Origin of the sequence: Alkalicella caledoniensis (assembly GCF_014467015.1) — a bacterium.
GTDB classification, from domain to species: domain Bacteria; phylum Bacillota; class Proteinivoracia; order Proteinivoracales; family Proteinivoracaceae; genus Alkalicella; species Alkalicella caledoniensis.
The window spans coordinates 1,531,936-1,556,920 of sequence record NZ_CP058559.1 but is presented as its reverse complement, the minus strand read 5'-3'; the positions used below and the strand labels follow the sequence as shown (position 1 = coordinate 1,556,920).

The window sequence follows — 24,985 nt, the reverse complement described above, 5'->3', positions numbered from 1 at the left end:
TAAGATCATTAAGATCATTAAGATCAAGTGGATCAGTGGCTAAGAATTTGTCTCTAAAAAACTTAAGACATTCTTAACCTGAAGGGCTGTACCTATTACTAAGCAATCTTCATCGATATCAAATAAGCCATAGTGTGCCTCATGAACAATACCCTTACTTTCATTTCTACAACCTAGGTTAAAGAAAGCTGCAGGGGCTGCTTGGGCAAAGTAAGAAAAATCCTCTACGCCTAAGCTAGGCTTTGTTAGTAGACTTACGTTTTCAGGACCTAAAAGTTCTTCTCCGCTTGTTTTAGCGATATCAACCATACTAACATGATTGATTAATGCTGCATAACCCTCACTGCGAATTAATTTACCACTACCACCTAAAGAGCTGGAGACATCAGTAATTATCCTCTCGATTCTGTTCAATACAAAATCCCGTGTAACTGGGTCTAAGGTCCTTACGGTTCCTACTAATTCTACTTTGTCAGCTATAATATTCCCTTGAGTTCCACCATTTATGGTACCTAGGGTTATTACTGCAGAATTTCTGGGATCAACATTTCTACTGACAACTGTCTGCAGAGCCGATAAAACATGGGATGACATCATAATAGCATCTATACCACCATGGGGATAAGCTCCATGGCTACTTTTCCCATGTAGCACAATTTTTATAGTGTCAGAGGATGCGTTCATTTGACCATACCGCACCTTTATTTCACCAACTGGGATTTCTGAGGATACATGCAGTCCAAATACACCATCTACCTTTGGATTTTCCATAACACCTGCTTCTATCATAGGTTTTGCTCCACCAACTGTTTCTTCAGCAGGCTGAAAGAGCAACTTTACATTGCCAGAAAGCTGATCTCTCATCTCAGTAAGTATTTTTGCTGCTCCCAGTAAGACCGTCATATGTGCATCATGGCCACAGGCATGCATTTTACCAGGTGACTTAGACTTATAGGGTACGTCACTTAGTTCTTCAAGGGGAAGAGCATCCATATCAGCCCTTAAAGCAACGGTTTTGCCAGGCTTAGAGCCCCTTATAATTCCTACGACCCCTGTTGTTGCAATACCCTTTTCATATTCAATACCCATTTGATCAAGATAATGTGTGATTTTTCCCATGGTACGAAATTCTTCCATACCAAATTCGGGATATCGATGAAAGTCTCTACGTAGACCTATTAACCAATCCTTTAAATCATTAACTTTCCCCCATAACTCATTACTTTTCATTATAATGTAGCACCCTCCTCAATAGTTAACTGTCCGGCATCGGCATATAAAGTAGCTTTAACACCAAATGGCAAAGTAACTTTCGGGTTGCAGTGACCCGCTTTTAGGTCAAAGATTGTTGGCTTATTAAAGGGTACAATTATTTCGCGAAAAACTTCCATAAGTGTTAGACTAACTTTATGTTTGCTGGCTTCGCAGTTATTCCAATCTCCAAGTATTATGCCAGCTGCATCATCAAACTTACCCGCCAAAGCTAGCTGTGTAAGCATTCGATCCACGCGGTAAGGCTCTTCCCCTATCTCTTCCAAAAATAGCAATTTGTCCTTTGTATCAATTTCATAAGGTGTACCCATGGTGGCTGCGATCAATGCTAAATTACCACCTGCGATGATACCAGTTGCTTTTCCTCCCACTAGGGTATGAATCTTTATCCCCACAGGATTATTTATAGGTCCCATGGGGCTTGGATCTGTAATTGCCCTTAGTAACTCTGTCTTAGAAAATTCGTCTAATCCCGTGGGCATATCTGCAGCTAGCATAGGGCCATGGAATGTAACAAGGTTAGAAAACTGATTCATAGATATATGTAGTGCAGTTATATCACTATATCCCACAAAAACTTTAGGATTAGCTTTTATTAAATCAAAATCCACCTTGCCTAGAATTTTTGTTGAACCATAGCCACCCCGTAAACAAATAATTCCATCCACATCTTTATCTGCAAAAAGTGAGTTTAAATCGTCAGCTCTTAGTTGGTCACTACCTGATAAGTAACCATGAACTTCAAAGCAACTGGGCATGAGTTTTACTTTAAAACTCAGTCTTTCTAATTCACCCTTAGCTCGAAGTACCTTTTCTCGATCAGCTGGGCTAGATGTTGCTACTACTCCTATTGTGTTTCCATATTCTAGTTTTTTAGGTTTTATCATTGTATAATACATCTCCTTTTACAAATGATTATTAGATAGTTGATTGCTTTTTATTATTATAATCGACTAATACCATAAATAGTAGTAATAAACGAAAAAAGGGCTAAAGTTACTTAGCCCTTTTAACTTCACTATCTGAACATTAAGTTCGCTACTAATACTGCTGTAATAATACCTACAAAGTCAGCTATAAGTCCTGCTGGTAGAGCATGTCTAGTTTTCTTGATTGAAACAGCTCCAAAGTATACTGCTAAAACATAAAAAGTTGTTTCAGTCGAGCCTTGCATAATAGAAGCTGTACGGCCAATTATAGAATCTGCACCGTGGTTTGTTACTAATTCACTCATTACACCTTGGGCACCACCACCTGATAAAGGTCTCATTATAGCCAAAGGAAGTACTTCCGCTGGCATATTGATTAAGTTAGTAATAGGGCTTAAAGCATTTGTAACAATGTCCATTGCTCCTGAAGCTCTAAAAACACCAATTGCAACTAGCATAGCTACTAAAAAGGGAATAATTCTAACTGCTGTGTTAAAACCATCCTTTGCACCATCTGTAAATGACTCATATACTTTAACTTTTCTTACAAAACCATAAGCTGGGATTACAAGAATTATAAATGGGATTGCGTATAAAGATATTTTTTGAATTATTTCTGTAAACATTAGAAATCCCCTCCTATTCGTTTAAGCTCGCCTGATCTGACGTAACTTCTACTACACTTTCAGGTTTAATCTGAAACATAGGCAACCTTTGAAGAAGCTTAACTGCAATAATTGCAGCAATAGTTGAAGCCAATGTAGCAACAATTGTTGGCCCTATGATTTCTGTAGCATTTGCAGAATTTGCTGCTACCCTAATAGCGATAACTGATGCAGGAATAAGTGTTACTGACGATGTGTTAATGGCCAAAAAAGTAGCCATGGCGTTTGTAGCAGTATCTTTGTTAGGATTAAGCTTTTGAAGTTCAGTCATTGCTTTAAGTCCAAGGGGGGTAGCTGCATTTCCAAGACCTAGCATGTTTGCAGACATATTCATAATCATAGCTCCCATTGCTGGATGATCTGCTGGGACATCAGGAAAGAGGGGTACCATTATAAAACGAAGGGCTTTAGCTAAGGACTTTATAAGACCAGAGTCCTCTGCGATTTTCATAATTCCTAACCATAAAGCCATAGTACCTATAAGTCCTAAAGATAAATCAACACCTGTTCTTGCGTTACTAATAGCAGCGTCTGTCACTGCTTCAATATTCCCAGTTAATGCTCCAACTATAACTCCAATGGCTATAAGTCCAAACCAAACATAATTTATCATGTATTTTTCCTCCTTAGTTAGTATATATAAGATGATTAGAAGCTGATAGAAACATTAAACCTCCTTTCTTTTAAATCAACACTTCCTATCCAAAATTTACTATCTTAAGCTACTGGGTATAATCTCTCTAGCTATGAGATCTTGATAACATTCTCTTTCAACAATCACTTGTGGTTTTCCGCCGCTTAGTAGCACAACAGCTGGTCTAGGCAAACGGTTATAATTACTAGCCATGGAATAATTGTAAGCCCCTGTTTTAAGAACAGCCAATGTATCACCAGATTCTATTTGTGGGACTTGAAGATCCCATATTAAGATGTCTCCTGTTTCACAACATTTTCCTGCAATGGTGACAGTTTTATCAGCCACTTTATCAGCTTTGTTGGCTAATATGCCATGGTACTTTGACTTATATAAAGCAGGTCTTGGGTTATCGGGGAACCCCCCGTCGATACTTGCATATGTCCTAACTTCAGGGATTTCTTTTATGGCTCCAACTGTATATAAAGTGATTCCAGCTTCACCCACAACCCATCTACCAGGCTCTATTATGATAGTTGGCATATCTATACCTACTATTTCGCAACCAGTCTTAATGTTTGCCATAATAGGATCTACGAAAAAGGATAGTGGTTTAGTTTCTTCATCACCATCTGTGTAGTTGATACCAAAACCTCCACCTATATTTAACTCTTCTGCCACAAAACCCAAAGTGCTTTTTAGCTCTCTCATTATTCTTAACACTACTTGGATTGATGACAGGTAGCCATGAATATCAAAAAGCTGCGAGCCTACATGGAAGTGGAATCCTTTTAAATCAATGTTTGGTGAGGCAACTGCCTGCTTTACAGCCATTTGAACCATGTTTCCCTCAAGACAGATGCCAAATTTAGAATCCGTTTGACCAGTACTGATGTATTCATGGGTTTTTCCGCCAATTCCAGGAGCTACTCTAAATAAAATACTAACTATTTTATCTCTATCTTTGGCAATTGAAGCTAGCATATCTAACTCAAAAAAATTATCCACAATGATCCTGCCAACATTGTTATCTACGGCTAGTACCAGTTCTTCATATGACTTATTGTTTCCATGAAACATAACTTTTTCCATGGGAAAATCAGCATTAATGGCTGTGTATAATTCACCACCTGAAACCACATCAAGACCTAAGCCTTCTCGATCTATAATTTTACACATAGCTAGGGTTAAAAATGCTTTACTGGCATATGCAACTTTGGTGTTAGGGTATTTATTTAAAAAAAGTTCACGTATCTGCTGGCACTTAACATTTATGATGTCTTCAGATACAACATATAAAGGCGTACCAAACTGTTTAGCTAGTTCTACAGTATCACAACCTGCAAAGTGAAAATTAGATGGGTTAGTCATCTGAAAAACAACTCCTTCAAAAATATAGTTTAAAACAAAAAAACGACCTGAGAAACTCAGGTCGCAATAAATTGCTACATAACTAAGTCCCCTTCTTTCCCTTACATGAGATAGCGCAACACAACAAACTTGGGATAGCTTATTGTGACAGTCCTACAGCTCTTAACTGTAGACCCAGCAGAAACATGGGGAGTCATGTGACCACTTCGGCGGTAAATCCTTTCTGTAGAATCTTTGCTACTCCTAGCTCAACTACATACTAATAATTACCGCGCCTCTACCTCACCATCTTAAGAAGTGAGGTAATATTCAATTTTGTAAGTATCAGTTTAGCGTAATAAAGAATTATTGTCAATAGGAAATAAAAATTGGCGTGGTTTGTCTAGGAACCATTATCTGTTAATGTGTGTAATAAAATATATTTAATTAATATTCTGAACTACATAGATATGTGTTAAAATGTAAAATAAATGAAGCACAAAAAATGGAGGTGAACTAATTGAAAAAGCTTACAAATAGAGATAAAGTACTTAGGTACCTGGAGAAGTTCAATGATAGAAATGTTGGAATAGGAATAGATACAAACAGCATAGCCACGGACATAGAGATAGATAGGGCGAATGTAAGTAAGCTGTTAAATCAACTATACGAAGAAGGCTTGGTCATAAAAATAAAAGGTAAACCAGTACTATACACTCTTAATAAAAATAATACCCAAGAAAACAAACGAGGAGGTTTCGATAATACAATTGGAGCTGATAAAAGTCTTAAGAAATGTATCCAACAGGCAAAAGCATCCATTTTGTATCCTCCAAGGGGCCTCTATTCACTGTTGCTGGGAGAAACAGGTGTGGGAAAAACTTTGTTTGCTGAGCTTATGCACAGGTTTGCCATAGAAAATGGAATACTTCAGCCAAATGCTCCCTTTATTACATTTAACTGTGCTGATTACGCAAGCCTACCACAGCTACTGATGGCTCAATTGTTTGGTTCAAAAAAGGGATCCTATACTGGGTCAGACAAAGATAGGGTTGGCCTAGTGGAAAAAGCTAATAATGGCGTACTGCTGTTAGATGAAGTGCATAGGCTCCCTCCAGAAGGCCAGGAAATGCTATTTTACTTGATGGATAAAGGGGAATTTACTCCTTTAGGAGAAGATCAAACCAAAAAAAGTAATGTTTTAATTATCTGCGCAACAACTGAAGAAGCAGATACTAGTCTACTATCTACATTTACAAGGAGAATACCTATAAGTATTACAATTCCACCACTTAGGGAAAGAACCCTTGAAGAAAGGTATGGGCTTATATGCGAATTCATAAAGGTTGAATCATCAAGAATTGGTAGGGAAATAGTTGTTTCTCCAAACTCGTTGAGAAGTCTTTTATTATATAATTGTACAGGTAATGTAGGTCAACTAAAAAGCGATATCCAATTAGGGTGTGCCAATGTATTTTTAAAGAGCATATCAAAAAAGCAAAAAGAGATATCATTACACAGTACTGATTTTGCCAGCCATGTAAAGCAAGGGTTAATATTATACAAAAACAATAAGGAATACATAGATACCATAGTGGATGGCAATGAAAGACTATCCTTTAGCTCAGATGGCATAGAGAAGAAGTACGAGGGAGCACAAAGTCTTTTCGAAGGGCTTTTTTACGAAAATTTAGAGGATAGGGTACAAGAATTGAAACAACGAGGGGTGGAAGAAGAAGATATAAATGTACTGATGTCCTTTGAGATAGAAAGCTATTTTAAGGAACTGATCGACAAATCTCAAGGTAACATAAATAAAGAAGAGCTTTCTAAACTTGTGGAAAAAGAAACCATGGACCTCGTAGAGGAGTTTATCTATTTTGCTGGGACAAAGCTTAATAGAGTTTTCCCAAATAAAACATTCTATGGATTGTGTCTTCATATAACTTCCAGTATTGAAAGATTAAGGGCTGGTAAGAAAATCATTAACCATAACCTAAAGAAAGTTATTGAGGACTATAAGGATGAGTATATTCTTGCACTGAACTTTGCAACTAAGATTGAAAAACAATTTGCAATAAAACTACCTGTAGACGAAATAGGTTTTATTTCTATGTTCTTAACACTGGGAAAAGACCCAATAATAGATGAGGCAAAGCATCCTATTGTAGTTGTAGCAATGCACGGTAGAAATACAGCTTCTTCAATGGTTGAAGTGGCTCAAAAGCTTGTGGGAGGCTACAACATTTATGCATATGATATGCATTTAGATAAAAACCCCCAAACAGCATATGAAGAATTAAAAGAGATGGTTGTAAAAAATCATAGAGGGGTAGGGGTGCTTCTCTTAGTAGACATGGGTTCATTGAAGATGTTCGGTAAACTAATTGAAGAACAGACTGGCATTAAGGTAAAAGTAATTGAAATGGTATCTACTATAACAGCAATCGAATGCGCAAGAAAATCTTTAATTGAGTCAGATATAAATAAAATATGGGAGTCTGTCAATGAAAGTATATCTAACTTCTTCAACTCTTCACTTAAAAAGATGACTGAAGTATATGTAGCACAAAAGGAGAAAATTATTATCACTGTTTGCACAACAGGGGAAGGTAGTGCTGTTGCCATTAAAGAAATGCTAGAAAAAAAGAAGTATATACAAAATGAAGAGGTTCAGATAATCCCACTAAATGTAAATAATTTAAAAGAGTTTTACGCATCTGTCAATAAACTTAAAGAGATTAAGAGGATTGTGGCAATAGTAGGCACATTTAACCCTGATATATATGGGATTCCTTACGTTCCTGTTTCAGACATTTTTGAGGATAAAGATGGAAAATCCCTAAAAAATATTTTAGAGAATGATTCAATTAAAGCCTATGGTTGGATCGTTGAAAACTATAAAAAAGAGTTAGATTCTACCATAGATGCTGAGTTTTATAAAGAGATATGTATTTCTACAATAGAGTTCCTTAAGAAAAATCTAGGATTTCATATATCTGAAGGAGTTGGCACTGGTATAGTCCTCCATATGATATGTGCAATAAAAAGGATCAGTTTAGGGGAAAAATGCCCTCCCTGTGAAGTGAAGGATAAGATCATGTCAGAATATGGGGAAGAAGCAAACAAGTTAAAAGAATATATGAATGAACTAGCTGGAAAGAAAGGAATATCTATAGATGATGATGAGGTATCATTTATTTTGAGAAATGTGTTGCAAATATATGAATAAGTGTGTAACTTGCTGTGGATGTGTGTATCTTTCCGAGGAATCTGTGAATCAATATAAAAAAATAAACTTAAAATAACATAATGTGTGTGTAATTAAGTTGTGAAAAAGTGATTTTAAGCCTGTGGTTAAGGGGTTTGTAAACATGGCATGGAAATTGCTTTTTAATAACTCATACAGGATAAAGTATTAACTCTCAAACTGAATTTGAGGAGGTGAGTAGATGAAAAAGGTTATGCTAATATGTTCAGCTGGTATGTCCACATCTCTACTGGTTTCAAAGATGCAAAAGGAAGCTGAGGCTAGAGGACTAGATTTTGAGATCTGGGCTGTGGGAACTGCCGGATTCAAAAAGGAAATGAGTAAACCTGATGTTATCCTGTTAGGACCCCAGGTAAGGTTTATGAAAGCAGAGGTAACTGACCTCGCAAATGGTAAACCTGTAGACGTTATTGACACTATGGCTTATGGAAGAGTTGATGGAGCAAGTGTACTAAATCAGGTATTAAAGCTTTTAGGTCAATAGTGACGGAAGAATGATTCGCAAATTTGAGGAGGGATATTTTTATGGGTTTCTTAGATAGTCTTGCAGCATGGCTAGAAAAACACCTTTTACCTATAGCAGGGAAAATAGGTAGACAAAAACACCTTGCATCAATGAGAGACGGATTTATAGCAATATTACCTATGGTTATGATGGGTGCAGTTGTTACGATGCTTAACCACGTATTTTTTCAAGATGCGTCTTTGATAGGTGAGCAACTAAACAAAATGGGTTGGTATGCCAGTGGGATACAACCTTTCCTAAACACCTATATTATACCAGTAATGGGTCAGATATGGTGGGGAACATTGGCACTTGGGGTTATCTTCTCAGTGTTTACAATTTCCTATCATTTAGGGCAAGCTTATGAAGTAGATGGGCTTTCATCAGGTATCGTAGCTACAGTTTGTTACCTTACCCTTTTACCTCAAGCTGCTTCTGAAGCTGCTGGATGGGGTACATTATCTTGGACATCATTTAACTCATCTGCAGTATTTACTGGTTTAATTACTGCAATGGTAGCAACAGAGATATTCAGAAGGATTACTAAAAAAGGCTGGGTTATCAAAATGCCAGAGCAGGTTCCACCAGCGGTTTCCAGAGCATTTTCTGCTATTATCCCAGGTGGAGTTACAATGTTAATTTTTGGTATCATTTCAATTATCTTCATTGACTTCGTTGGTACACCTCTAAAAGACTTTATTGACCAAACAATTCAATCCCCTCTAGTTAATTTAGGGCAATCTCCAATTACACTAATCTTCCTGCTGATGATTTCTCAATTACTATGGTTCTTCGGACTTCACGGTATGAATATTGTTGGACCTGTAGTAGACACAATGTACGGACCAGCTCTTCAAGCTAACTTTGAAGCTGTTACTGCGATGGGAGAAACAGCACCACATGTTTTAACTAGAAACTTTGTAGATGTTTATGGCATGCATGGCGGTTCCGGTGCAACCCTAGGGTTAATAATAGCTATATATCTATTCTCAAAACGACAAGAATACAAAGAGCTGGCTAAACTTGCCACTCCTTCAGGAGTATTCCAGATAAACGAACCTGTTATTTACGGTTTGCCCATAGTATTAAATCCTCTAATGTTCATTCCTTTTATAATCACACCAGCTATAACAATATTCTTAGCATGGTTGTTCACAGGCCCTATCCCATTTGCTGGAAGACTGTACATGAACGCTCCTTGGACTACACCACCTGTAATCTCAGCGTTCCTTGCCTCAGGTGGTAACATACAAGCTACAATCTTGGCAGCTGTTACATTCGCATTATCAATACTAATCTACGCTCCATTCGTTATAGTTGCCAACAAGCAGGTAAGTAGTCAAGAACAGCAAGTTGCATCACAGAACTTAACTATTTAATAATACAAAAAAGTAAGGTGGGAAGATCCTTCCTACCTTACTTTTAAATAAATTGTAATAGGGGGGGTGTTATATGTCTACATTTAAAAATGAAGCTGTAATGAACTACCCAGTGGAACAAGTTTTTAGGGTTTTTAAGGAAACTGCAAAGAGAGATTTCCCAAACTTTGATGAGCAAGACCCAATCGGAACTTATGTCGAGAGAAATATTGGCGCTTACTCAGTAAAACAAGCAAAAATGAAGGTGGAGATTACTGATTTTAAAAATAATGAGATCTATGAAATCTCTAGCTATCAGGGGAAAACTTTGTACAAATCCAAATATCAGTTTATTTCCACTGGAGAAAATTCAAGCAAACTTATTTTGGAAGAAAATCAGTATAATGAAGGAGCAGTTAATTTCTTAAACACAATGATCGGTGCAATATTCTTTAAAGGCAGAGTGAAAAAAAGATTTAAGTTTTTAATAAAGGGTTTACAAGATCAGATAGAGAAAAATTCAAATTGCAGCACATAATGAGAGGGGTGGAGAAACTATGCAAGAAACCCAAGGATTAAAGATTGTCATTATAGGCGGTGGTTCATCTTACACCCCTGAATTTGTTGAGGGACTCATAAAAAGAAAAAGTGAACTACCTGTTAGAGAGCTTTGGCTAGTAGACATAGAAAAAGGAAGAGAAAAGCTTAGTATTGTAGGAGAACTTGCCAAAAGGATGGTAGAGCAGGCAGGTGTATCAATAAAAATTTATACTACTTTTAATAGACGTGAAGCATTAAAAGGTGCAGACTTTGTTGCCACGCAAATAAGGGTAGGCCTTTTAGAAGCGAGGGCAAAAGACGAAAGGATACCATTATCCCATGGATTCATGGGGCAAGAAACAAATGGAGCAGGAGGTCTATTGAAAGGTTTGCGAACTGTTCCAGTAATTTTAGAGATTGCAGAAGAAATGCATGAAATATGTCCAGATGCCTGGCTTGTTAACTTCACTAATCCAACGGGTATGTTAACTGAAGCATTGGTGAGATACTCAAAACATAAAAGAATAATTGGTTTATGTAATGTACCCATAGGAATGGAAAAAGGGTTAGCAAATATATTGGAAATTGACCCAGAAAGATTAAGAATAGATTTTTTGGGTTTAAACCATATGGTTTATGGATTTAATGTTTGGATTGACGATGAAAATAAAACTGATGAAGTTATGAATAGATATATAGAAAAATCGGAAAGCATTAACATGCAAAATATAACTCCCATGGAGTGGGAAGTAAACTTTATTAAAGCCCTAGGATTGATACCATGCCCATATCATAAATACTATTACAAAACACGGAATATGTTAGAAGATGAGCTTGTAAAATATGAAAAGGGAAAAACAAGGGCAGAAGAGGTAATTGAAACAGAGAAAGAGTTATTTGAATTGTATAAAGATCCTAGCTTAAAGGATAAGCCGAAACAACTAGAAAAACGAGGGGGAGCATACTACTCAGACGCAGCTTGTAATTTAATTTCCTCCATTTATAATGATAAAGGTGACCTTCAAGTTGTAAATACCATTAATCAAGGCACAATTAAAGATTTCCCTTATGAGTACGTAATAGAAACAACATGTAAAATCACAAAGAATGGTCCTATACCACATAAATTTGTAGATGAACTACCTTTAAAGATTAGGGGAATAATTCACCAAATAAAACAATTTGAAATCTTGGGAGCTGAAGCTGCAGTTACTGGAAGTTATCAAAAAGCTTTACTTGCAATGGTTACAAATCCTCTGGTATCAAACGATATAAAAGGGGTGGAAATGCTAGAAGAGATGCTCCTTGCAAACGCCCAGTATTTACCTAATTTTTTCACTAAAACAAAAGAGTTAATAAGGAGCAAATAGGAGGAATACAAAATGGAAGCAATAGATTATCAACAAATAGCTTTTCAACTAATATTAGCTGCAGGCAATGCCAAATCCCTATCATTCAAAGCAATTCAGGAGGCAAAAATGGGTAAGTTTGATGAGGCCAGTATAAGCGTGGAAAACGCAGAAGAAGAATTAACAGCTGCCCATGGATCTCAATTTCAATTAATTCAAAGGGAAGCAAATGGTGGAGAAAACAGTATATCTGTTTTATTGATTCATGCTCAAGATCACTTTATGGATGCATCGTTGATGAAGGATTTGGCTAAAGAGTTTATAGAAATGTACGTAAGAATGAGTAAGTATGAAGATGCACTTGCTAAAACATTCTAAAGGAGCTGAGCATATGAAGATTATAATTAACGCTGATGATTTCGGCTTAACACGAGGTGTTTCCCTCGGGATATTAGATTCCATGGAAAAGGGAATTGTCACAAGTACCACTGCCCTAGTAAATAGTAGTTTTTTTGAGGAGGGTATGAGTGAGGCTAAAAAGAGGGGACTTGATTCAATAGGCATACACTTAGCAATGACCATAGGTAAACCTGTGCTGCCACCCCAAGAAATTCCTAATTTAGTTAATGACAAAGGTTTTTTTCATAAGAGTGTAGCTAATCTTAAAGAGCTTGACTATGATGAAGTAAGAAAAGAGTTAAAGGCCCAGATAGAGAAATTTTTAGAGTTTAACCCTAAGCCCACTCATTTAGATGGTCATCATCATTTCTTTTCATTTCATCAAGTTTTTTTAGATGCAATACTTGATTTAGCAGCCGAATATAACCTGCCTGTGAGGTGTTTAGACCCTAAGCTAAATCATATCTATGAAAGGAAAGGGGTTAGAACAACAGAAGGTATCATACTGGATTTCTATCAAGACAATGTTCAGGAAGATATTTTTAAGTCCCTAGTTTTAAATAAAAGAGATATAAAGACTGTAGAGTTAATGTGCCATCCTGCATATGTAGATGAAGAACTAATGAGTATTAGTTCATACAACACATGGAGGAAAGAAGAATTTAATATCCTTACATCTGAAACCGTTAAGGAATTTCTAAGGGGTAATGGGGTTGAGTTAATAAATTTCAGAGATATATAAGGATGGTGGAAACACCATCCTTTAACTATGATGAATTTTTAATTTGTGAATTCAGAACAGGAGGAGTTTATATGTTGAAGTTTCCACAGGGATTTTGGTGGGGGGCTGCCACATCCGGTCCACAGGCAGAGGGTACTTTTAATAAACCCCATAAGAATGTTTTCGACTACTGGTATGAAATAGAACCAGAGGTTTTTCATAATAAAGTAGGGCCAGATATTACGTCGAGTTTTTACCACTCATACAGAGAAGATATTGAGATGATAAAAAGTATTGGCTTAAACTCTTTTAGAACATCCATTCAGTGGAGCAGACTGATAAAAGATTTTGAAACAGGAGAAGTTGATGAAGATGCTGTTAGATTTTATAATGGGGTTATTGATCAATGCATAAAAAATAATATAACACCTGTCATGGCACTACACCACTTTGATTTACCAGTTGAGCTTTATGATAAATATGGAGGTTGGGAATCTAAACATGTTGTTGATTTATTTGCCATATTCGCCAGTAAGGCATTTGAGCTATTTGCAGATAGAGTAAAACACTGGGTGACATTCAATGAACCTATAGTTGTGGTGGAAGGCCAGTACCTATACCAATTTCATTATCCTAAAATAGTGGATGGTAGAAAGGCCGTTCAAGTTGCCTTTAATATCAACCTTGCTTCTGCAAAAGCAGTGCAAGTTTTTAAAGATGGTGGATACAGTGAAGATGGCAAAATAGGAATAGTTGTTAACCTTACACCTTCTTATCCTAGGTCAGATAGTAATGAAGATAAAAAGGCTGGGGATATAGCTGATTTGTTTTTTAATAGATTATTCTTAGACCCAGCAGTAAAGGGGAAATTTCCTGCTGAGATAGTAGATTTACTACTAAAAGATGATGTATTATGGAGTTGTACCCAAGAAGAATTGTTAATTATTGAGAAAAACACAGTAGACTTTTTAGGGGTGAATTATTATCAGCCTCGCAGGGTTATGGCAAGGGAAGAAGGTTTTAATGGTACTGAGTGGATGCCCCATAAATATTTTGATAACTATGAAATGCCCGGCAGAAGAATGAATGTCCATAGGGGCTGGGAGATTTATCCTAAAGCTTTATACGATATTTCAATCAATTTAAAAGAAAACTATAATAATATACCTTGGTATGTTTCCGAAAATGGAATGGGGGTAGAAGGTGAAGAAAAGTTCATTAACTCAGAGGGTTATATCGAAGACGATTATAGAATTGAATTCATTCAAGAGCACTTAGAGTGGCTACATAAGGGGATATCTGAAGGGTCTAATTGTTTTGGATACCATCTTTGGACACCCATTGATTGTTGGTCATGGATGAACGCTTATAAAAATAGATATGGGTATATCTCTTTAGATTTACAAACTCAGAAGAAAACAGTGAAGAAATCTGGGTACTGGATTAAGGAAGTGGTTGAAAAAAACGGTTTCTAGAAAGGGGAAATTAAAGTGAGTTTTTACTTATCTTTTGACCTAGGTGGAACGAATTTAAAGTATGCTATAGTTAATGGTAGTGGGAATATTGTACAAAAAGGTAAGATGCCTACACCTAGAACAAAAATCGAAGATTTCGTAAATATAGTAAGTGAACTTAAAAACAAATATAGCCATGAATATGTGTTTGATGGTATAGCAATGAGTCTGCCTGGGGCAGTTAATAATACAACTGGATTTGTGGGCGGCATATCAGCAGTTCCGTACATTCACGGACCAAATATACGGGAACTTATTACAGGCAAGACTGGGCTACCAGTATTTATGGAAAACGATGCAAACTGTGCTGCATTGGCAGAGGTTTGGCGAGGTGTGGCAAAGGAGTGTAAGGATGTTCTGTTTGTTGTATGCGGAACAGGCATTGGCGGTGCTGTGATAAAGGATAGAAAACTCCATGTGGGTAAAAACTTACACGGGGGGGAATTTGGTTTTATGATTATGGATAAGGATTTTGAAAGTGGTAAATATAGGAGCTGGAGTGATACGGGGTCCACAGCTGCCTTAGTTAGAAGTGCTGCAAAGAGGAAAGGAATACCTTCTAAAGAATTAGATGGGGAGTTGGTTTTCAAACTTGCGGAAGAAAAAGATGATGATTGTATTAGCGCTATAGATGAATGGTATATGTACTTAGCTATGGGTATTTTTAACTTACAATGTATTTATGATCCTGAGATGATTGTAATGGGTGGAGCAGTAAGTGCAAGGGAAAATATCGTGGATGAGATAAATCAAAGGCTCAATCGGTTGGTAGAGGATTTTGGATATGCTAAAATATTTCCAAGAGTTGAAAAATGCCAGTTCTCCAATGATGCAAATATAATTGGAGCAGTATATGGAGCCATGCACAAATAAGCACCCAGGGGTGCTTATTTGTGCATAAAGTTCAAAAAATGAACTTTATCTTCATAAAATATTCAGAAACATCTACCTAAAAATTATTTAATACGGTATAATATAAAGAAAAGAATGTTGGAGTTGATTACTTATGTCAGTTTACAAGAATCAGAAGGTTTTGGACTATTCAGCTAAAGAAATTTTTAAAGTTTTTAAGGATAGTATTAAAAGTGACTTTAAAAGTTTCAACGAGAAAAAACCAGTGGGTACTTCAGCAAAAAAGAAAATAGCCTCAGGCAATGGTAAAATGGTAGATGTTAAGGTAGAAATAACAGGGTACAAGGAAAATATGATGTATGAGATTAAAACTTTTTATGGCAAGACTGTATATACTTCTAAGTATGAGCTTATCCCCATAGAAAAAAATAAAACTAAACTGCTACTCACTGAAGATCAATATAATCCTACGGGCTTTACTGCCATCAATAAAATACTTGCAAACATATTTTATAGAAAGAAAATCAAAGCTAGGTTCGAGAATCTTATTTTAGGTCTAGAGCAGCAACTTGACTCAAAGCAATAGTTTACTGTACAGGGAAAGGACTGAAGTAAGTGAAGAAATTTTTGGTAGTTTGTAAAAAAACTGGTCAAAGTAGAGCTTTTGAAAGACAGGCATTAAGGTACACTAAACAGTTTGACTTACCAGTTGAATGGACATTTGGCAATATATATGAATATCGAAAAATAATAGAGTCTCAAGATTTTGACTTGGTATTACTTTCTCCAGAAATTTTACTTTTCGAGAAGCAAGTAAAGGAAGATTTGAAAAGAAGAAATAAGGATTTCTTTATAGTTCATCCAGAACATTACGGACTTAAGAGATTAGACTTAGTTGTTCCAGCAGTAAAATCATATATAAACTAAAACAGGCTGAGCTAAGCTCAGCCTGTTTTTTTCTTGAAGTAAGCATGTGACTATAAGTTAAATAACAAGAAAATAAATAAGTACAACTAGAGTTGCAGAAATTGTACCGCTTAGTAGGTTCACAAGGTTATTATTTATTACCTTGAAACCACGTACCAAAGTATTCTCTTCACTTGATGAATATCTTTTTTCTGTGAACCTATTTTCCATATCTTTATATATTCCTTGGGCGCTGGCACCTAAAACACTATCTATAATGGAACCTAAGAAACCACCAAAGGTGCACAGAAAAAGGAGAATCCATATTTCGTTAGATAACTCTGGGTAAGCAAAGTACGAAAATGATATAAATACTATGGCTATAAACAATCCACCTAGAAAAGATGCGAGGGTGCCTAGGGTGGTTACTCCACCTGACATGCCATTACTCACTGACTTACCTGTAAGGATTGAAACGGGTTTATTTTGACTTAGAACACCCAGTTCAGAAGCCCATGTATCAGCATTGGCTGCAGCCAAGCATGTGGCAAATCCCAGGATAAATCCATGATTTTGAGTAACATAGAAAAGTCCTGCAAATATAAATGAAGGAAGTCCATTGGCTATAACTTGGGTGTAATCCCTTCTATCACCCTTCTCGTGGATGACTTCTAAAGGCTGTTTTTCCCCATGCTTATACTTAGATAGTAGGCTTGAAGAGGAAAAAAAGCATAACATAATTAAAAGAAATATTATACCTCCGAAAAAATATAGAGAAGCCCCATATATGGCTGCAGAAACTAAACCGCTTTTACTTAATGACCCTTTCGTGTAAGCATAAATAGCTATGCCCAGGCTAACAAATAAACCTAAAAAAATCTCTATCATTTTGTCACTCCTTTAGTAAACTAGAAGGTAATATATAAGTGAAGTCAGAAGAGGAACTGTCAGATTATCAAACCCTGCAAAGGATATTGACTCAATAACTGTGGCAAATATAGCAATGACAAAAGGGAGAAGGAACACATTGGGAAAGGACCCGAAGTGTAATATCAAAAGTGTTACAATAAAAGAAGACAAAAACATTGCTAGGGTACCTTCCATACTTTTCGTTGCCCCAAAAATAGTATATTTGTGCTTCCCATATGCTTGCCCTATAACTGCTGCTAATCCGTCTCCGTACCCCATAACCATTATTCCTACTAAGCCAATGGTTGGACTGTAACCTTCGCTAAAGGTAATTAGACTTAGTATCAACAGAGAAATAGCATAATAGACAGTACCGAGGCTATTTTCTTCACTATTCCGCTCTATGGACTTAAATATCTGTTGTTTATAAGATATATAGTTAACTATAACAAAAATTGCTGGAACTATTGCAGCGTAAAATTTGTTATCAAAAAAATACATGGCTATAAACCACCAATTTGCCACACCGATATGTACGAATTTTCTTGTACCTTCATTACTTAGAATTTGCTTTTTTCCTAAAAACTCTGAAGTGCCTATAACTACCAAAACAAAAACTATTGACACTGCTATTCCCCAAAAATTGCTCATAAGTTCTCCTCCAATGTTAATATATCTTCTATATTATAACACTTTCTTGAATATTAGGAAGATGTATATGTATTTAATTACCAAAAGGGGAAATAATCATTCTTAAGACATTTGTTCTTAAATAACCCATAGAGGAATAAAATAAACTTGAAGGTTATGTTATGAGGAGGGGATTTGTTTTGGTGAATTTGGTTTATCTAACCTTTAGTATACTGGTAGCGGGAGCAGGACTATTTATTTACAATAAAATATATTTCGAATTTGATTTAGGAGAAGAATATGAAGATGTAGATGGTGAAGGTGTAGCCATGTGGATAGGATCAAATGTTATGTATATGGGTATTGTAATGAGCGTGCTAACACTTATACGTATATTATTGAAAGACTTTATGTCCATGTTTTTAGTATTTGGCATACTAATGATCGCCTACGGATTTACTATGCGGATAAGATTTGGACTACATAAGTTTAAAGCTAGTCATAAAGAGGGCGAAGCCATGCCCAATTACATGGAAGGTTAACGGCTCCTAGACCAGCATGGGTAGACATCTTTTCCATGAGAAGTTTCTGGGCAAAGTTTTCTTTTTATAGATATAGTGTTAAAATAGATCCCTATCAAAGTCAAGCAGGGATTTATTTTTTTTATAAGAATAATATATTTCGTTAAGGGTCTAAAAATATTCATTCACTGCCATGGGAAAAATACCTATTACCATAGAATTTGCACTAAGCATTACACTATGTTAATGTGACAATATAAAAATAATCAAGAAGGAGATCTAATATGAGAAGCGAAAAGATTCTAGAAGTAGCCACACAGGCAATTGAAAATCAACTTAGGGATAGTGACCCAGTGGATACAAAACAAACCCTAGAAAAATTAATTGACAGGGGTGTACCAGAAAATGAAGCTAAAACCATGATTACTATATTGTTTATGGAAGAAATGTTTGAGGTATTCAAAAATAAAAACGAATTCAACACCGAAAGATACATTCAAAAACTAAAAGAACTTTAAATGCTACGGGGTCAGACTTCAATTATCCAATAATGGATAATTGAAGTCTGACCCCGATTTTCTTGACCTTTTTGCCTGCACACAGTAAAATCAGTATTAGTGTTTGAGGGAGGTATACTAAATGAAACAAGATATAAACCTTTTAGAAGGTAATATATATAGACTATTTACAAAATACTTTATAAACAGTGTTGCAGCAATGGCCATGATTGCTTTTTATATCCTCGTTGATACTATTTTTATTGGTAGGGGTGTTGGTAGCGATGGGTTAGCCGCCCTGAATATTGTTTTACCTGTTTTTAATCTTACCTTTGCCATAGGTTTAATGATCGGCATCGGAGGGGCTACTTCCATGTCAGTGAGTCTAGGACAAAACCAAAGAAAGACAGCTAAGACAATATTTACCACGGCTATGTATTTGGCCATATCCATGGGGCTTCTCTTTACAGTATTGGGCTCGTTCTTTTTAGACGAGATTGCATTTTTCTTAGGTGCAACAGACAACAATATTGATATGGTAACCCAATATATGCAAGTTATAATGGGAGTATCTTTCTCTTTCATGATTGTCAACGTCATCTCGGCTTTTGTAAGAAATGATAAAGCACCACAAATCGCCATGTGGGTTACGGTTGCTAGCTGTATAACAAACATCACACTGGATTGGGTTTTTATCTTTATTTTGCACTGGGGGATGAGGGGGGCTGCCCTGGCAACTGCCATATCCTCTCTACAAAGCTTAGTGATATTTAGTTTTTATTTGATAAGGGGTACAGATATACTGAAGTTTGTGAAGGTCAAACTAGATGTGGAAATAATAAAGAGAATTGTATTTAACGGTTTTTCAAATTTCGTTATAGAATTATCTTCTGGTATAGTAATTTTTGCTTTTAATATCACTTTACTAAAACATGTTGGTGAAGTGGGGATCACTGCTTATAGCATAGTGGCAAACATATCCTTAATTTGCGTTGCTGTTTTTACTGGAGTGGCACAGGCAGTACAACCCCTAGTGAGCATCAACTATGGCGCAAAAAAGAATGATAGGATTAAAAGGGTAAGGAACTTGGGACTAATATCAGCGGCAGTAATAGGAGTAGTGTTTTATATAACTGGAATAGCATTTCCAGGGCAGATTGTAAGCCTCTTTGTCACAGATGCCACGGAACTTATGGAACTAGGTTCAGAGGCCATAAATTATTATTTCATCGCATTTATATTTATGGGAGTGAACATAGTTATGGGATCATACTTCCAAGCAATGGAAAAAGCGTACTATGCCACTATCATATCAATGTGTAGAGGAGTTGGCTTCATAATCCTTGGACTGATAGTACTTCCCGCATACCTATCAACAGTGGGAATATGGCTAACGGTGCCATTTGCCGAAACTTTAACACTGTTTGTAGTTCTAGGAATATATTTAGCACTAGCAAAAAAACAAGGGCTAGGTTAGTAGGCTTCGGGGTCAGGATCAATTATTCAATAATGGATAATTGATCCTGACCCCGATTTTAATACTACTTGATCTAAAAAAGTAATTTTAATTATTGACAAATTTCCCCATGGGGAATAAACTATATATAAACATATGAACAACTATTCATATAAGGGGTGATTTGATGACTAATATTGATAGATGTCAGGCTACAGTGATTCACCAAGAGACAGTGGATAAAATAAGAGATATAATGCTACCTGATGAAAAAATGTCAATCTTAGCTGACTTTTTTAAGGTTTTTGGTGATGCCACAAGGATTAAAATTTTATATGCATTGTCCAATGAGGAAATGTGCGTTTGTGATATATCAGCACTTTTAGATATGACCCAATCTGCCATTTCCCATCAGCTAAAAGTGCTGCGCCAGGGAAGATTAGTTAAAGCACGTAAAGATGGTAAGGTTGTCTATTACTCACTAAATGATGACCACATAAGTAAGGTCCTTAACCAAGGCCTTGAGCATATACTGGAAGAATAATTTGATTGAAGGGATTGGGGAGAAATGGCTAAAACAAAAAAAGAGCTTATCCTTGACGGTTTAAGCTGCGCCAACTGTGCAAGCAAAATTGAAGAGGCAATTCAGTCTTTAGAAGGTATTAGTTCAGTGAATGTGAATTTTACAACTAAAACCTTGAAGGTTGAGTTAGAGGATACAGAGGTTGAAGAGGTTTTAAGAAAGGTGAAAGAAGTAGTCAATAAAATCGAGTCCCATGTGGTAATTAAAGAGAAAACACTTAAGAAAAATGATAAAAAGGTTGTTTTGTTAGTTGGTTTAGATTGTGCTAACTGTGCTTCGAAGATAGAGGATAAAATAAAGCTTTTACCAGGAGTAAAATCAGCTGTGGTCGATTTTATTGGTAAAAAACTTACTTTAGAGATAGAGGACAGAAAAAATAGTGTAGCTATTATAAATGAAGTTCAAGAGATAGTTACGGAACTAGAACCCCACGTGAAAGTAATTGTTGAAGGGGAAGAGCATAAAGATGAAGGGCACGGTCATGAGCACGATCATGGAGAGATAGCTAGTAAAAAAGAACTCAGGAAAATTATAATTGGCGGTGTACTTTTCTTTCTACCATTTATAATTGGAATGCCCGATATACTAAGATTTAGCTTCTACTTTGCAGCTTATGTTATTGTAGGGGGGAGGGTGCTTCTACGGGCAGGTAAAAACATATTGAGGGGCCAGATTTTTGACGAGAATTTCCTAATGAGTATTGCAACGGTGGGAGCCTTTGCCATTGGTGAGTTTCCCGAAGGTGTGGCAGTTATGCTCTTTTACAATGTAGGAGAATATGTGCAAAGTATAGCCATAAATAGATCAAGAAAATCCATCTCAAGCTTAATGGATATTAGGCCAGATTATGCAAATCTAAAAATAAATGGCGAGCTTAAAACTGTGGATCCTGAAGATGTAGGTGTGGGAGATCTTATAGTTGTAAAACCTGGGGAAAAAGTACCCTTAGATGGAAAAGTAATAGAAGGGAGTTCCCTTGTGGACACTTCCGCGCTAACTGGTGAGTCTGTGTTGCGGGATGTAGAAGTAGGAAGTGATATATTAAGTGGCTTTATAAACAATACAGGTTTATTAACCGTAGAAGTTACTAAGGATTTTGGGGAATCCACTGTTTCAAAAATACTTGATTTAGTTCAAAATGCCAGTGGTCGCAAAGCACCAACAGAGAACTTTATCACAAAGTTTGCTAAATACTATACTCCAGTGGTAGTCGCAATAGCTGCACTACTAGCTGTCATTCCGCCCCTTCTCATAGAAGATGCAACCTTTTCCCAGTGGATTTATAGAGCTTTAGTATTCTTAGTAATCTCTTGCCCCTGCGCACTGGTTATATCTATACCCCTTGGCTTCTTTGGTGGCATAGGTGGAGCATCTAAAAGAGGAATATTGGTAAAGGGAAGTAATTTCTTAGAAGCATTAAATGATGTGGAAATAGTGGTTTTTGATAAAACAGGGACATTAACCAAAGGCATTTTCACGGTTACTCAAATTCAAGAAACGGCTGAAATACCCAGTGAGAAAATAATTGAGTATGCTGCCTTGGCTGAAAGTTACTCCACACACCCCATTGCAAAATCTATTTTAAAATCTTATGGCAAGGATGTGGATCAAAGTTTACTAAAAGACTACAAAGAAATAGCAGGCCATGGAATAAGTGTAAAAGTAGATGGAATAGCTTTATTAGTAGGTAACCGTAAATTGATGGAGACTGAGAAAATAAAATATAAAGATGTAAAGGCAACTGGTACAGTAGTGCATGTTGCAGTGGATAAAAATCATATTGGCTATATAGTTATAGCCGACCAAATAAAGGATGATTCAAAAGATGCCATAGTAGGTCTTAAATCAATAGGTATTAAAAAGACTATAATGCTAACAGGTGATAACAACGCTATTGCGTCGGAAATATCTACACATTTAGGATTGGATAAATATTATGCTGAACTACTTCCCCATGAAAAGGTTGAGAGACTAGAGGAGATAAATCAAGGGAAATCAAGAAAAGGTAAAATGATTTTCGTAGGAGATGGTATAAATGATGCACCTGTTTTAGCTAGAGCAGATGTGGGAGTAGCCATGGGAGGATTAGGCTCTGATGCGGCAATTGAAGCAGCTGATATAGTTATAATGAACGATGAGCCATCTAAATTAGTAACTGCCATAAAAATAGCTAAAAGAACACGGAAAATAGTTTGGCAAAATATCGTTTTTGCCATAGGAGTAAAACTCATTGTTTTAGCCTTAGGTACAGTAGGTCTAGCAAGCATATGGGAAGCCGTATTTGCTGATGTTGGGGTTACAGTAATAGCAGTGTTTAACGCCATGAGAGTACTAAATGTAAAAGAAATATAATAGTTAAAAAATATAACCCTTTCTGAAGGGGTTATATTTTTTTATATTTTCTGGTATTTTCCTTGTTAATAAGAATAAATCTTAATAATAACTAAATTTTCTAAATATTATTCCCATAAGAAACGTTTTCTGTTATTCTTAAGGTAGGTAAAAAAGCAACTTGGTATTTTTTACCCAAAGTTAACACAAAAAACATATAAATATGGTAAAAAAGAACGAATAATAAATATAAAAAGTATATATTTTTATATTAAACACCATTATTTAACACTTTATAAATGTTGGCACGAATATTGCGAAAGTAAAGACGGAGGGAAGATTATGAAAAACAATTTTTACGACAAAATCCAGTGTAATCCTATTATTTCTGCTGTTAACTCCCTTGATAAGTTAGATACTGCTATTGAATCACCTAGTGAAATAGTATTTTTACTAAAGGGCAATCTGCTCAACCTCAAAGAAACTGTAGAAAAAGTAGCTAAAAGCAAAAAAGCTATTTATATCCACTTAGACTTAATAGAAGGGTTATCGAGGGATATATATGCCCTGAAGTATATTAAAGATAACGTTAGACCAGATGGAATAATAACTACAAAGAGCAGTTTGGTAAGAATAGCTAAGGAATTGGATATGTTCGCAATTCAAAGATTATTTATTTTAGACTCCTTGTCCCTAGAAACAGGAATCAAGTCAATTAAATCAACTAAACCAGATGCTGTGGAAATACTACCAGGGATTATGCCAAGGATAACTAAAATACTCCATAAAGAAACAAATATACCCATTATAAATGGGGGACTTATCACACTAAAAGAAGAGGTAATTAACAGCTTAGGTTCTGGGGCCATTGGCATATCAACAACCAATGAAAAAATTTGGTACATGTAAATTTTCATTAGACAAAGTCTAATGATTTAAATACAAAAACCTTGAGGAGGTGAAAGTATGAAACATATCGGAACAATTCTAGGTTCTGCCATCGCAGGTATTTTTGTTATGAGTGTATGGGGTGCTTTTGTTGGAGAGCACGGTATCGGTGGTGGATGGTTTGCAGGGTTAATCATTATCGGAAGTATGTGGTACATGAATCACTTTTTAGGTCTAATTGATAACCCAGGTGCTTTTATTGACATGGCTTTAGGAATAGGGGTTGCTGGTTTTGTTAGACCAATGTTCTCAGATGGTTTTCAGGTAGGAATCGATTCATTACCTACACTAGCTATCGTTTTAGTAGGTGGAGCTTGTGGCGGTGTTGCTGCTGTTATGCTTGAAAAACATTGGGCGAAAAATGTAGTTGAAGTTGAAGACGTTAACAAAGCTGCATAATAATGTAGTTATTGTGTACTCTTAAAAGGAAAGGGGGAAAAAACATGACTCTACAATTAGCAATTGGAACATTTGCGGGCGCTTTCATTTTCCCGTTTATGATTAGATTGATGTGGGGCAAGTTCGTTGATAATTTCGGACCTATCGGTGGTTGGATGGCAGCGGGCTTCATAGTTGGTACTGCTTGGACACTTACTCACGGAGTAGGGGCTATTTACCAGACTGGTGGCGCATGGGTAGACCAAGCATTCGCTGCTTTTTCAGGTCTTTGGATTGCTTCTGCAATAGCTGGAGATGACGTTGGTAAATCCATACCGACTATAATTTGTTCTATAGTAGGTGGTATAATCGCCGGTTACGTATTATTTAGCTTCCTAGGTTAATTTTTAATAAACAGTAAAAACAATAATTGCATTAGTCAGATCTCCTAGGATTTAATATCAAAT

Annotated in this window: 26 protein-coding genes and 1 riboswitch; of the genes, 19 read left to right on the top strand and 7 right to left on the bottom strand. The window is 36.2% G+C overall.

The genetic code is table 11. From position 1 onward, the window contains the following. Positions 1-39: 39 nt before the first annotated feature. From HYG86_RS07575 to lysA, 5 genes are all read right to left on the bottom strand, one after another. Entirely contained in the window at positions 40-1,230 is a 1,191-nt protein-coding gene (locus tag HYG86_RS07575) for a M20 metallopeptidase family protein (RefSeq protein WP_213168530.1), read from the bottom strand. Next, complete coding sequence (locus tag HYG86_RS07570; protein WP_213168527.1) at positions 1,230-2,159, bottom strand: S66 peptidase family protein; 930 nt, start codon at positions 2,157-2,159, stop codon at positions 1,230-1,232. The genes HYG86_RS07575 and HYG86_RS07570 overlap by 1 nt, the downstream gene beginning before the upstream one ends. A gap of 131 nt (positions 2,160-2,290) precedes the next feature. Next, positions 2,291-2,827, bottom strand: a complete 537-nt coding sequence (locus tag HYG86_RS07565) for a spore maturation protein (protein WP_213168526.1) — start codon at positions 2,825-2,827, stop codon at positions 2,291-2,293. Positions 2,828-2,840: 13 nt separating this feature from the next. After that, entirely contained in the window at positions 2,841-3,479 is a 639-nt protein-coding gene (locus tag HYG86_RS07560) for a nucleoside recognition domain-containing protein (RefSeq protein WP_213168524.1), read from the bottom strand. 99 nt (positions 3,480-3,578) lie between these two features. Then, complete coding sequence (lysA, locus tag HYG86_RS07555; RefSeq protein WP_213168522.1) at positions 3,579-4,871, bottom strand: diaminopimelate decarboxylase; 1,293 nt, start codon at positions 4,869-4,871, stop codon at positions 3,579-3,581. A gap of 103 nt (positions 4,872-4,974) precedes the next feature. After that, positions 4,975-5,159: riboswitch (Lysine riboswitch) on the bottom strand. 211 nt (positions 5,160-5,370) lie between these two features. Here lysA and HYG86_RS07550 point away from each other — a divergent pair. From HYG86_RS07550 to HYG86_RS07500, 11 genes are all read left to right on the top strand, one after another. Beyond that, positions 5,371-8,082, top strand: coding sequence for a sigma-54-dependent transcriptional regulator (locus HYG86_RS07550; RefSeq protein ID WP_213168520.1), 2,712 nt, complete (start codon positions 5,371-5,373; stop codon positions 8,080-8,082). A gap of 220 nt (positions 8,083-8,302) precedes the next feature. Beyond that, positions 8,303-8,605 carry a PTS sugar transporter subunit IIB gene (locus HYG86_RS07545; protein ID WP_213168518.1) on the top strand — a complete coding sequence of 101 codons (303 nt, stop codon included), beginning with the start codon at positions 8,303-8,305 and terminating at the stop codon, positions 8,603-8,605. 41 nt (positions 8,606-8,646) lie between these two features. Further along, positions 8,647-10,005, top strand: coding sequence for a PTS sugar transporter subunit IIC (locus HYG86_RS07540; RefSeq protein WP_213168516.1), 1,359 nt, complete (start codon positions 8,647-8,649; stop codon positions 10,003-10,005). Positions 10,006-10,078: 73 nt separating this feature from the next. Further along, positions 10,079-10,522 carry a DUF3284 domain-containing protein gene (locus tag HYG86_RS07535; protein WP_213168514.1) on the top strand — a complete coding sequence of 148 codons (444 nt, stop codon included), beginning with the start codon at positions 10,079-10,081 and terminating at the stop codon, positions 10,520-10,522. A 19-nt stretch (positions 10,523-10,541) separates the two neighbouring features. Next, complete coding sequence (locus tag HYG86_RS07530) at positions 10,542-11,894, top strand: 6-phospho-beta-glucosidase (RefSeq protein ID WP_213168512.1); 1,353 nt, start codon at positions 10,542-10,544, stop codon at positions 11,892-11,894. Between the two features lie 12 nt (positions 11,895-11,906). After that, a complete protein-coding gene (locus tag HYG86_RS07525) occupies positions 11,907-12,251 on the top strand; it encodes a PTS lactose/cellobiose transporter subunit IIA (RefSeq protein ID WP_213168510.1) in 345 nt (114 codons plus the stop codon). Between the two features lie 13 nt (positions 12,252-12,264). Then, the gene (locus tag HYG86_RS07520; RefSeq protein WP_213168508.1) at positions 12,265-13,014 is read left to right on the top strand and encodes a carbohydrate deacetylase; all 750 of its coding nucleotides are present in this window, start codon (positions 12,265-12,267) and stop codon (positions 13,012-13,014) included. 71 nt (positions 13,015-13,085) lie between these two features. After that, positions 13,086-14,468 carry a glycoside hydrolase family 1 protein gene (locus HYG86_RS07515; protein WP_213168506.1) on the top strand — a complete coding sequence of 461 codons (1,383 nt, stop codon included), beginning with the start codon at positions 13,086-13,088 and terminating at the stop codon, positions 14,466-14,468. A gap of 15 nt (positions 14,469-14,483) precedes the next feature. Beyond that, the gene (locus HYG86_RS07510) at positions 14,484-15,380 is read left to right on the top strand and encodes an ROK family protein (RefSeq protein WP_213168504.1); all 897 of its coding nucleotides are present in this window, start codon (positions 14,484-14,486) and stop codon (positions 15,378-15,380) included. A 133-nt stretch (positions 15,381-15,513) separates the two neighbouring features. Continuing rightward, positions 15,514-15,945 (top strand): DUF3284 domain-containing protein, encoded by a 432-nt coding sequence (locus tag HYG86_RS07505; protein WP_213168502.1) that lies wholly within the window; start codon positions 15,514-15,516, stop codon positions 15,943-15,945. 29 nt (positions 15,946-15,974) lie between these two features. Beyond that, the gene (locus tag HYG86_RS07500; protein ID WP_213168500.1) at positions 15,975-16,286 is read left to right on the top strand and encodes a PTS sugar transporter subunit IIB; all 312 of its coding nucleotides are present in this window, start codon (positions 15,975-15,977) and stop codon (positions 16,284-16,286) included. A 57-nt stretch (positions 16,287-16,343) separates the two neighbouring features. On the opposite strand, the gene HYG86_RS07495 is transcribed toward HYG86_RS07500, so the two are convergent. Both HYG86_RS07495 and HYG86_RS07490 read right to left on the bottom strand, forming a co-directional pair. Further along, positions 16,344-17,153 carry a DUF92 domain-containing protein gene (locus HYG86_RS07495; protein WP_213168498.1) on the bottom strand — a complete coding sequence of 270 codons (810 nt, stop codon included), beginning with the start codon at positions 17,151-17,153 and terminating at the stop codon, positions 16,344-16,346. A gap of 12 nt (positions 17,154-17,165) precedes the next feature. Continuing rightward, positions 17,166-17,825, bottom strand: coding sequence for a diacylglycerol/polyprenol kinase family protein (locus HYG86_RS07490; protein WP_213168496.1), 660 nt, complete (start codon positions 17,823-17,825; stop codon positions 17,166-17,168). A 179-nt stretch (positions 17,826-18,004) separates the two neighbouring features. On the opposite strand from HYG86_RS07490, the gene HYG86_RS07485 reads away from it, so the two are divergent. From HYG86_RS07485 to HYG86_RS07450, 8 genes are all read left to right on the top strand, one after another. Then, positions 18,005-18,346 (top strand): hypothetical protein, encoded by a 342-nt coding sequence (locus HYG86_RS07485; RefSeq protein ID WP_213168494.1) that lies wholly within the window; start codon positions 18,005-18,007, stop codon positions 18,344-18,346. A 263-nt stretch (positions 18,347-18,609) separates the two neighbouring features. After that, positions 18,610-18,843, top strand: a complete 234-nt coding sequence (locus HYG86_RS07480; protein ID WP_213168492.1) for a hypothetical protein — start codon at positions 18,610-18,612, stop codon at positions 18,841-18,843. 121 nt (positions 18,844-18,964) lie between these two features. Next, positions 18,965-20,299 (top strand): MATE family efflux transporter, encoded by a 1,335-nt coding sequence (locus tag HYG86_RS07475; protein ID WP_213168490.1) that lies wholly within the window; start codon positions 18,965-18,967, stop codon positions 20,297-20,299. A gap of 166 nt (positions 20,300-20,465) precedes the next feature. Then, positions 20,466-20,822 (top strand): ArsR/SmtB family transcription factor, encoded by a 357-nt coding sequence (locus tag HYG86_RS07470; RefSeq protein WP_213168489.1) that lies wholly within the window; start codon positions 20,466-20,468, stop codon positions 20,820-20,822. A gap of 24 nt (positions 20,823-20,846) precedes the next feature. Then, the gene (locus HYG86_RS07465) at positions 20,847-23,213 is read left to right on the top strand and encodes a heavy metal translocating P-type ATPase (protein WP_213168486.1); all 2,367 of its coding nucleotides are present in this window, start codon (positions 20,847-20,849) and stop codon (positions 23,211-23,213) included. 321 nt (positions 23,214-23,534) lie between these two features. Continuing rightward, on the top strand, positions 23,535-24,101 hold the full coding sequence (locus tag HYG86_RS07460; protein WP_213168484.1) for a glycerol-3-phosphate responsive antiterminator: 567 nt from the start codon (positions 23,535-23,537) through the stop codon (positions 24,099-24,101). Between the two features lie 57 nt (positions 24,102-24,158). Then, the gene (locus tag HYG86_RS07455) at positions 24,159-24,539 is read left to right on the top strand and encodes a Lin0368 family putative glycerol transporter subunit (protein WP_213168482.1); all 381 of its coding nucleotides are present in this window, start codon (positions 24,159-24,161) and stop codon (positions 24,537-24,539) included. A gap of 44 nt (positions 24,540-24,583) precedes the next feature. After that, positions 24,584-24,922: a Lin0368 family putative glycerol transporter subunit gene (locus tag HYG86_RS07450; RefSeq protein ID WP_213168480.1), complete on the top strand. Its 339-nt coding sequence runs from the start codon at positions 24,584-24,586 to the stop codon at positions 24,920-24,922. The last annotated feature ends 63 nt before the right edge of the window (positions 24,923-24,985 follow it).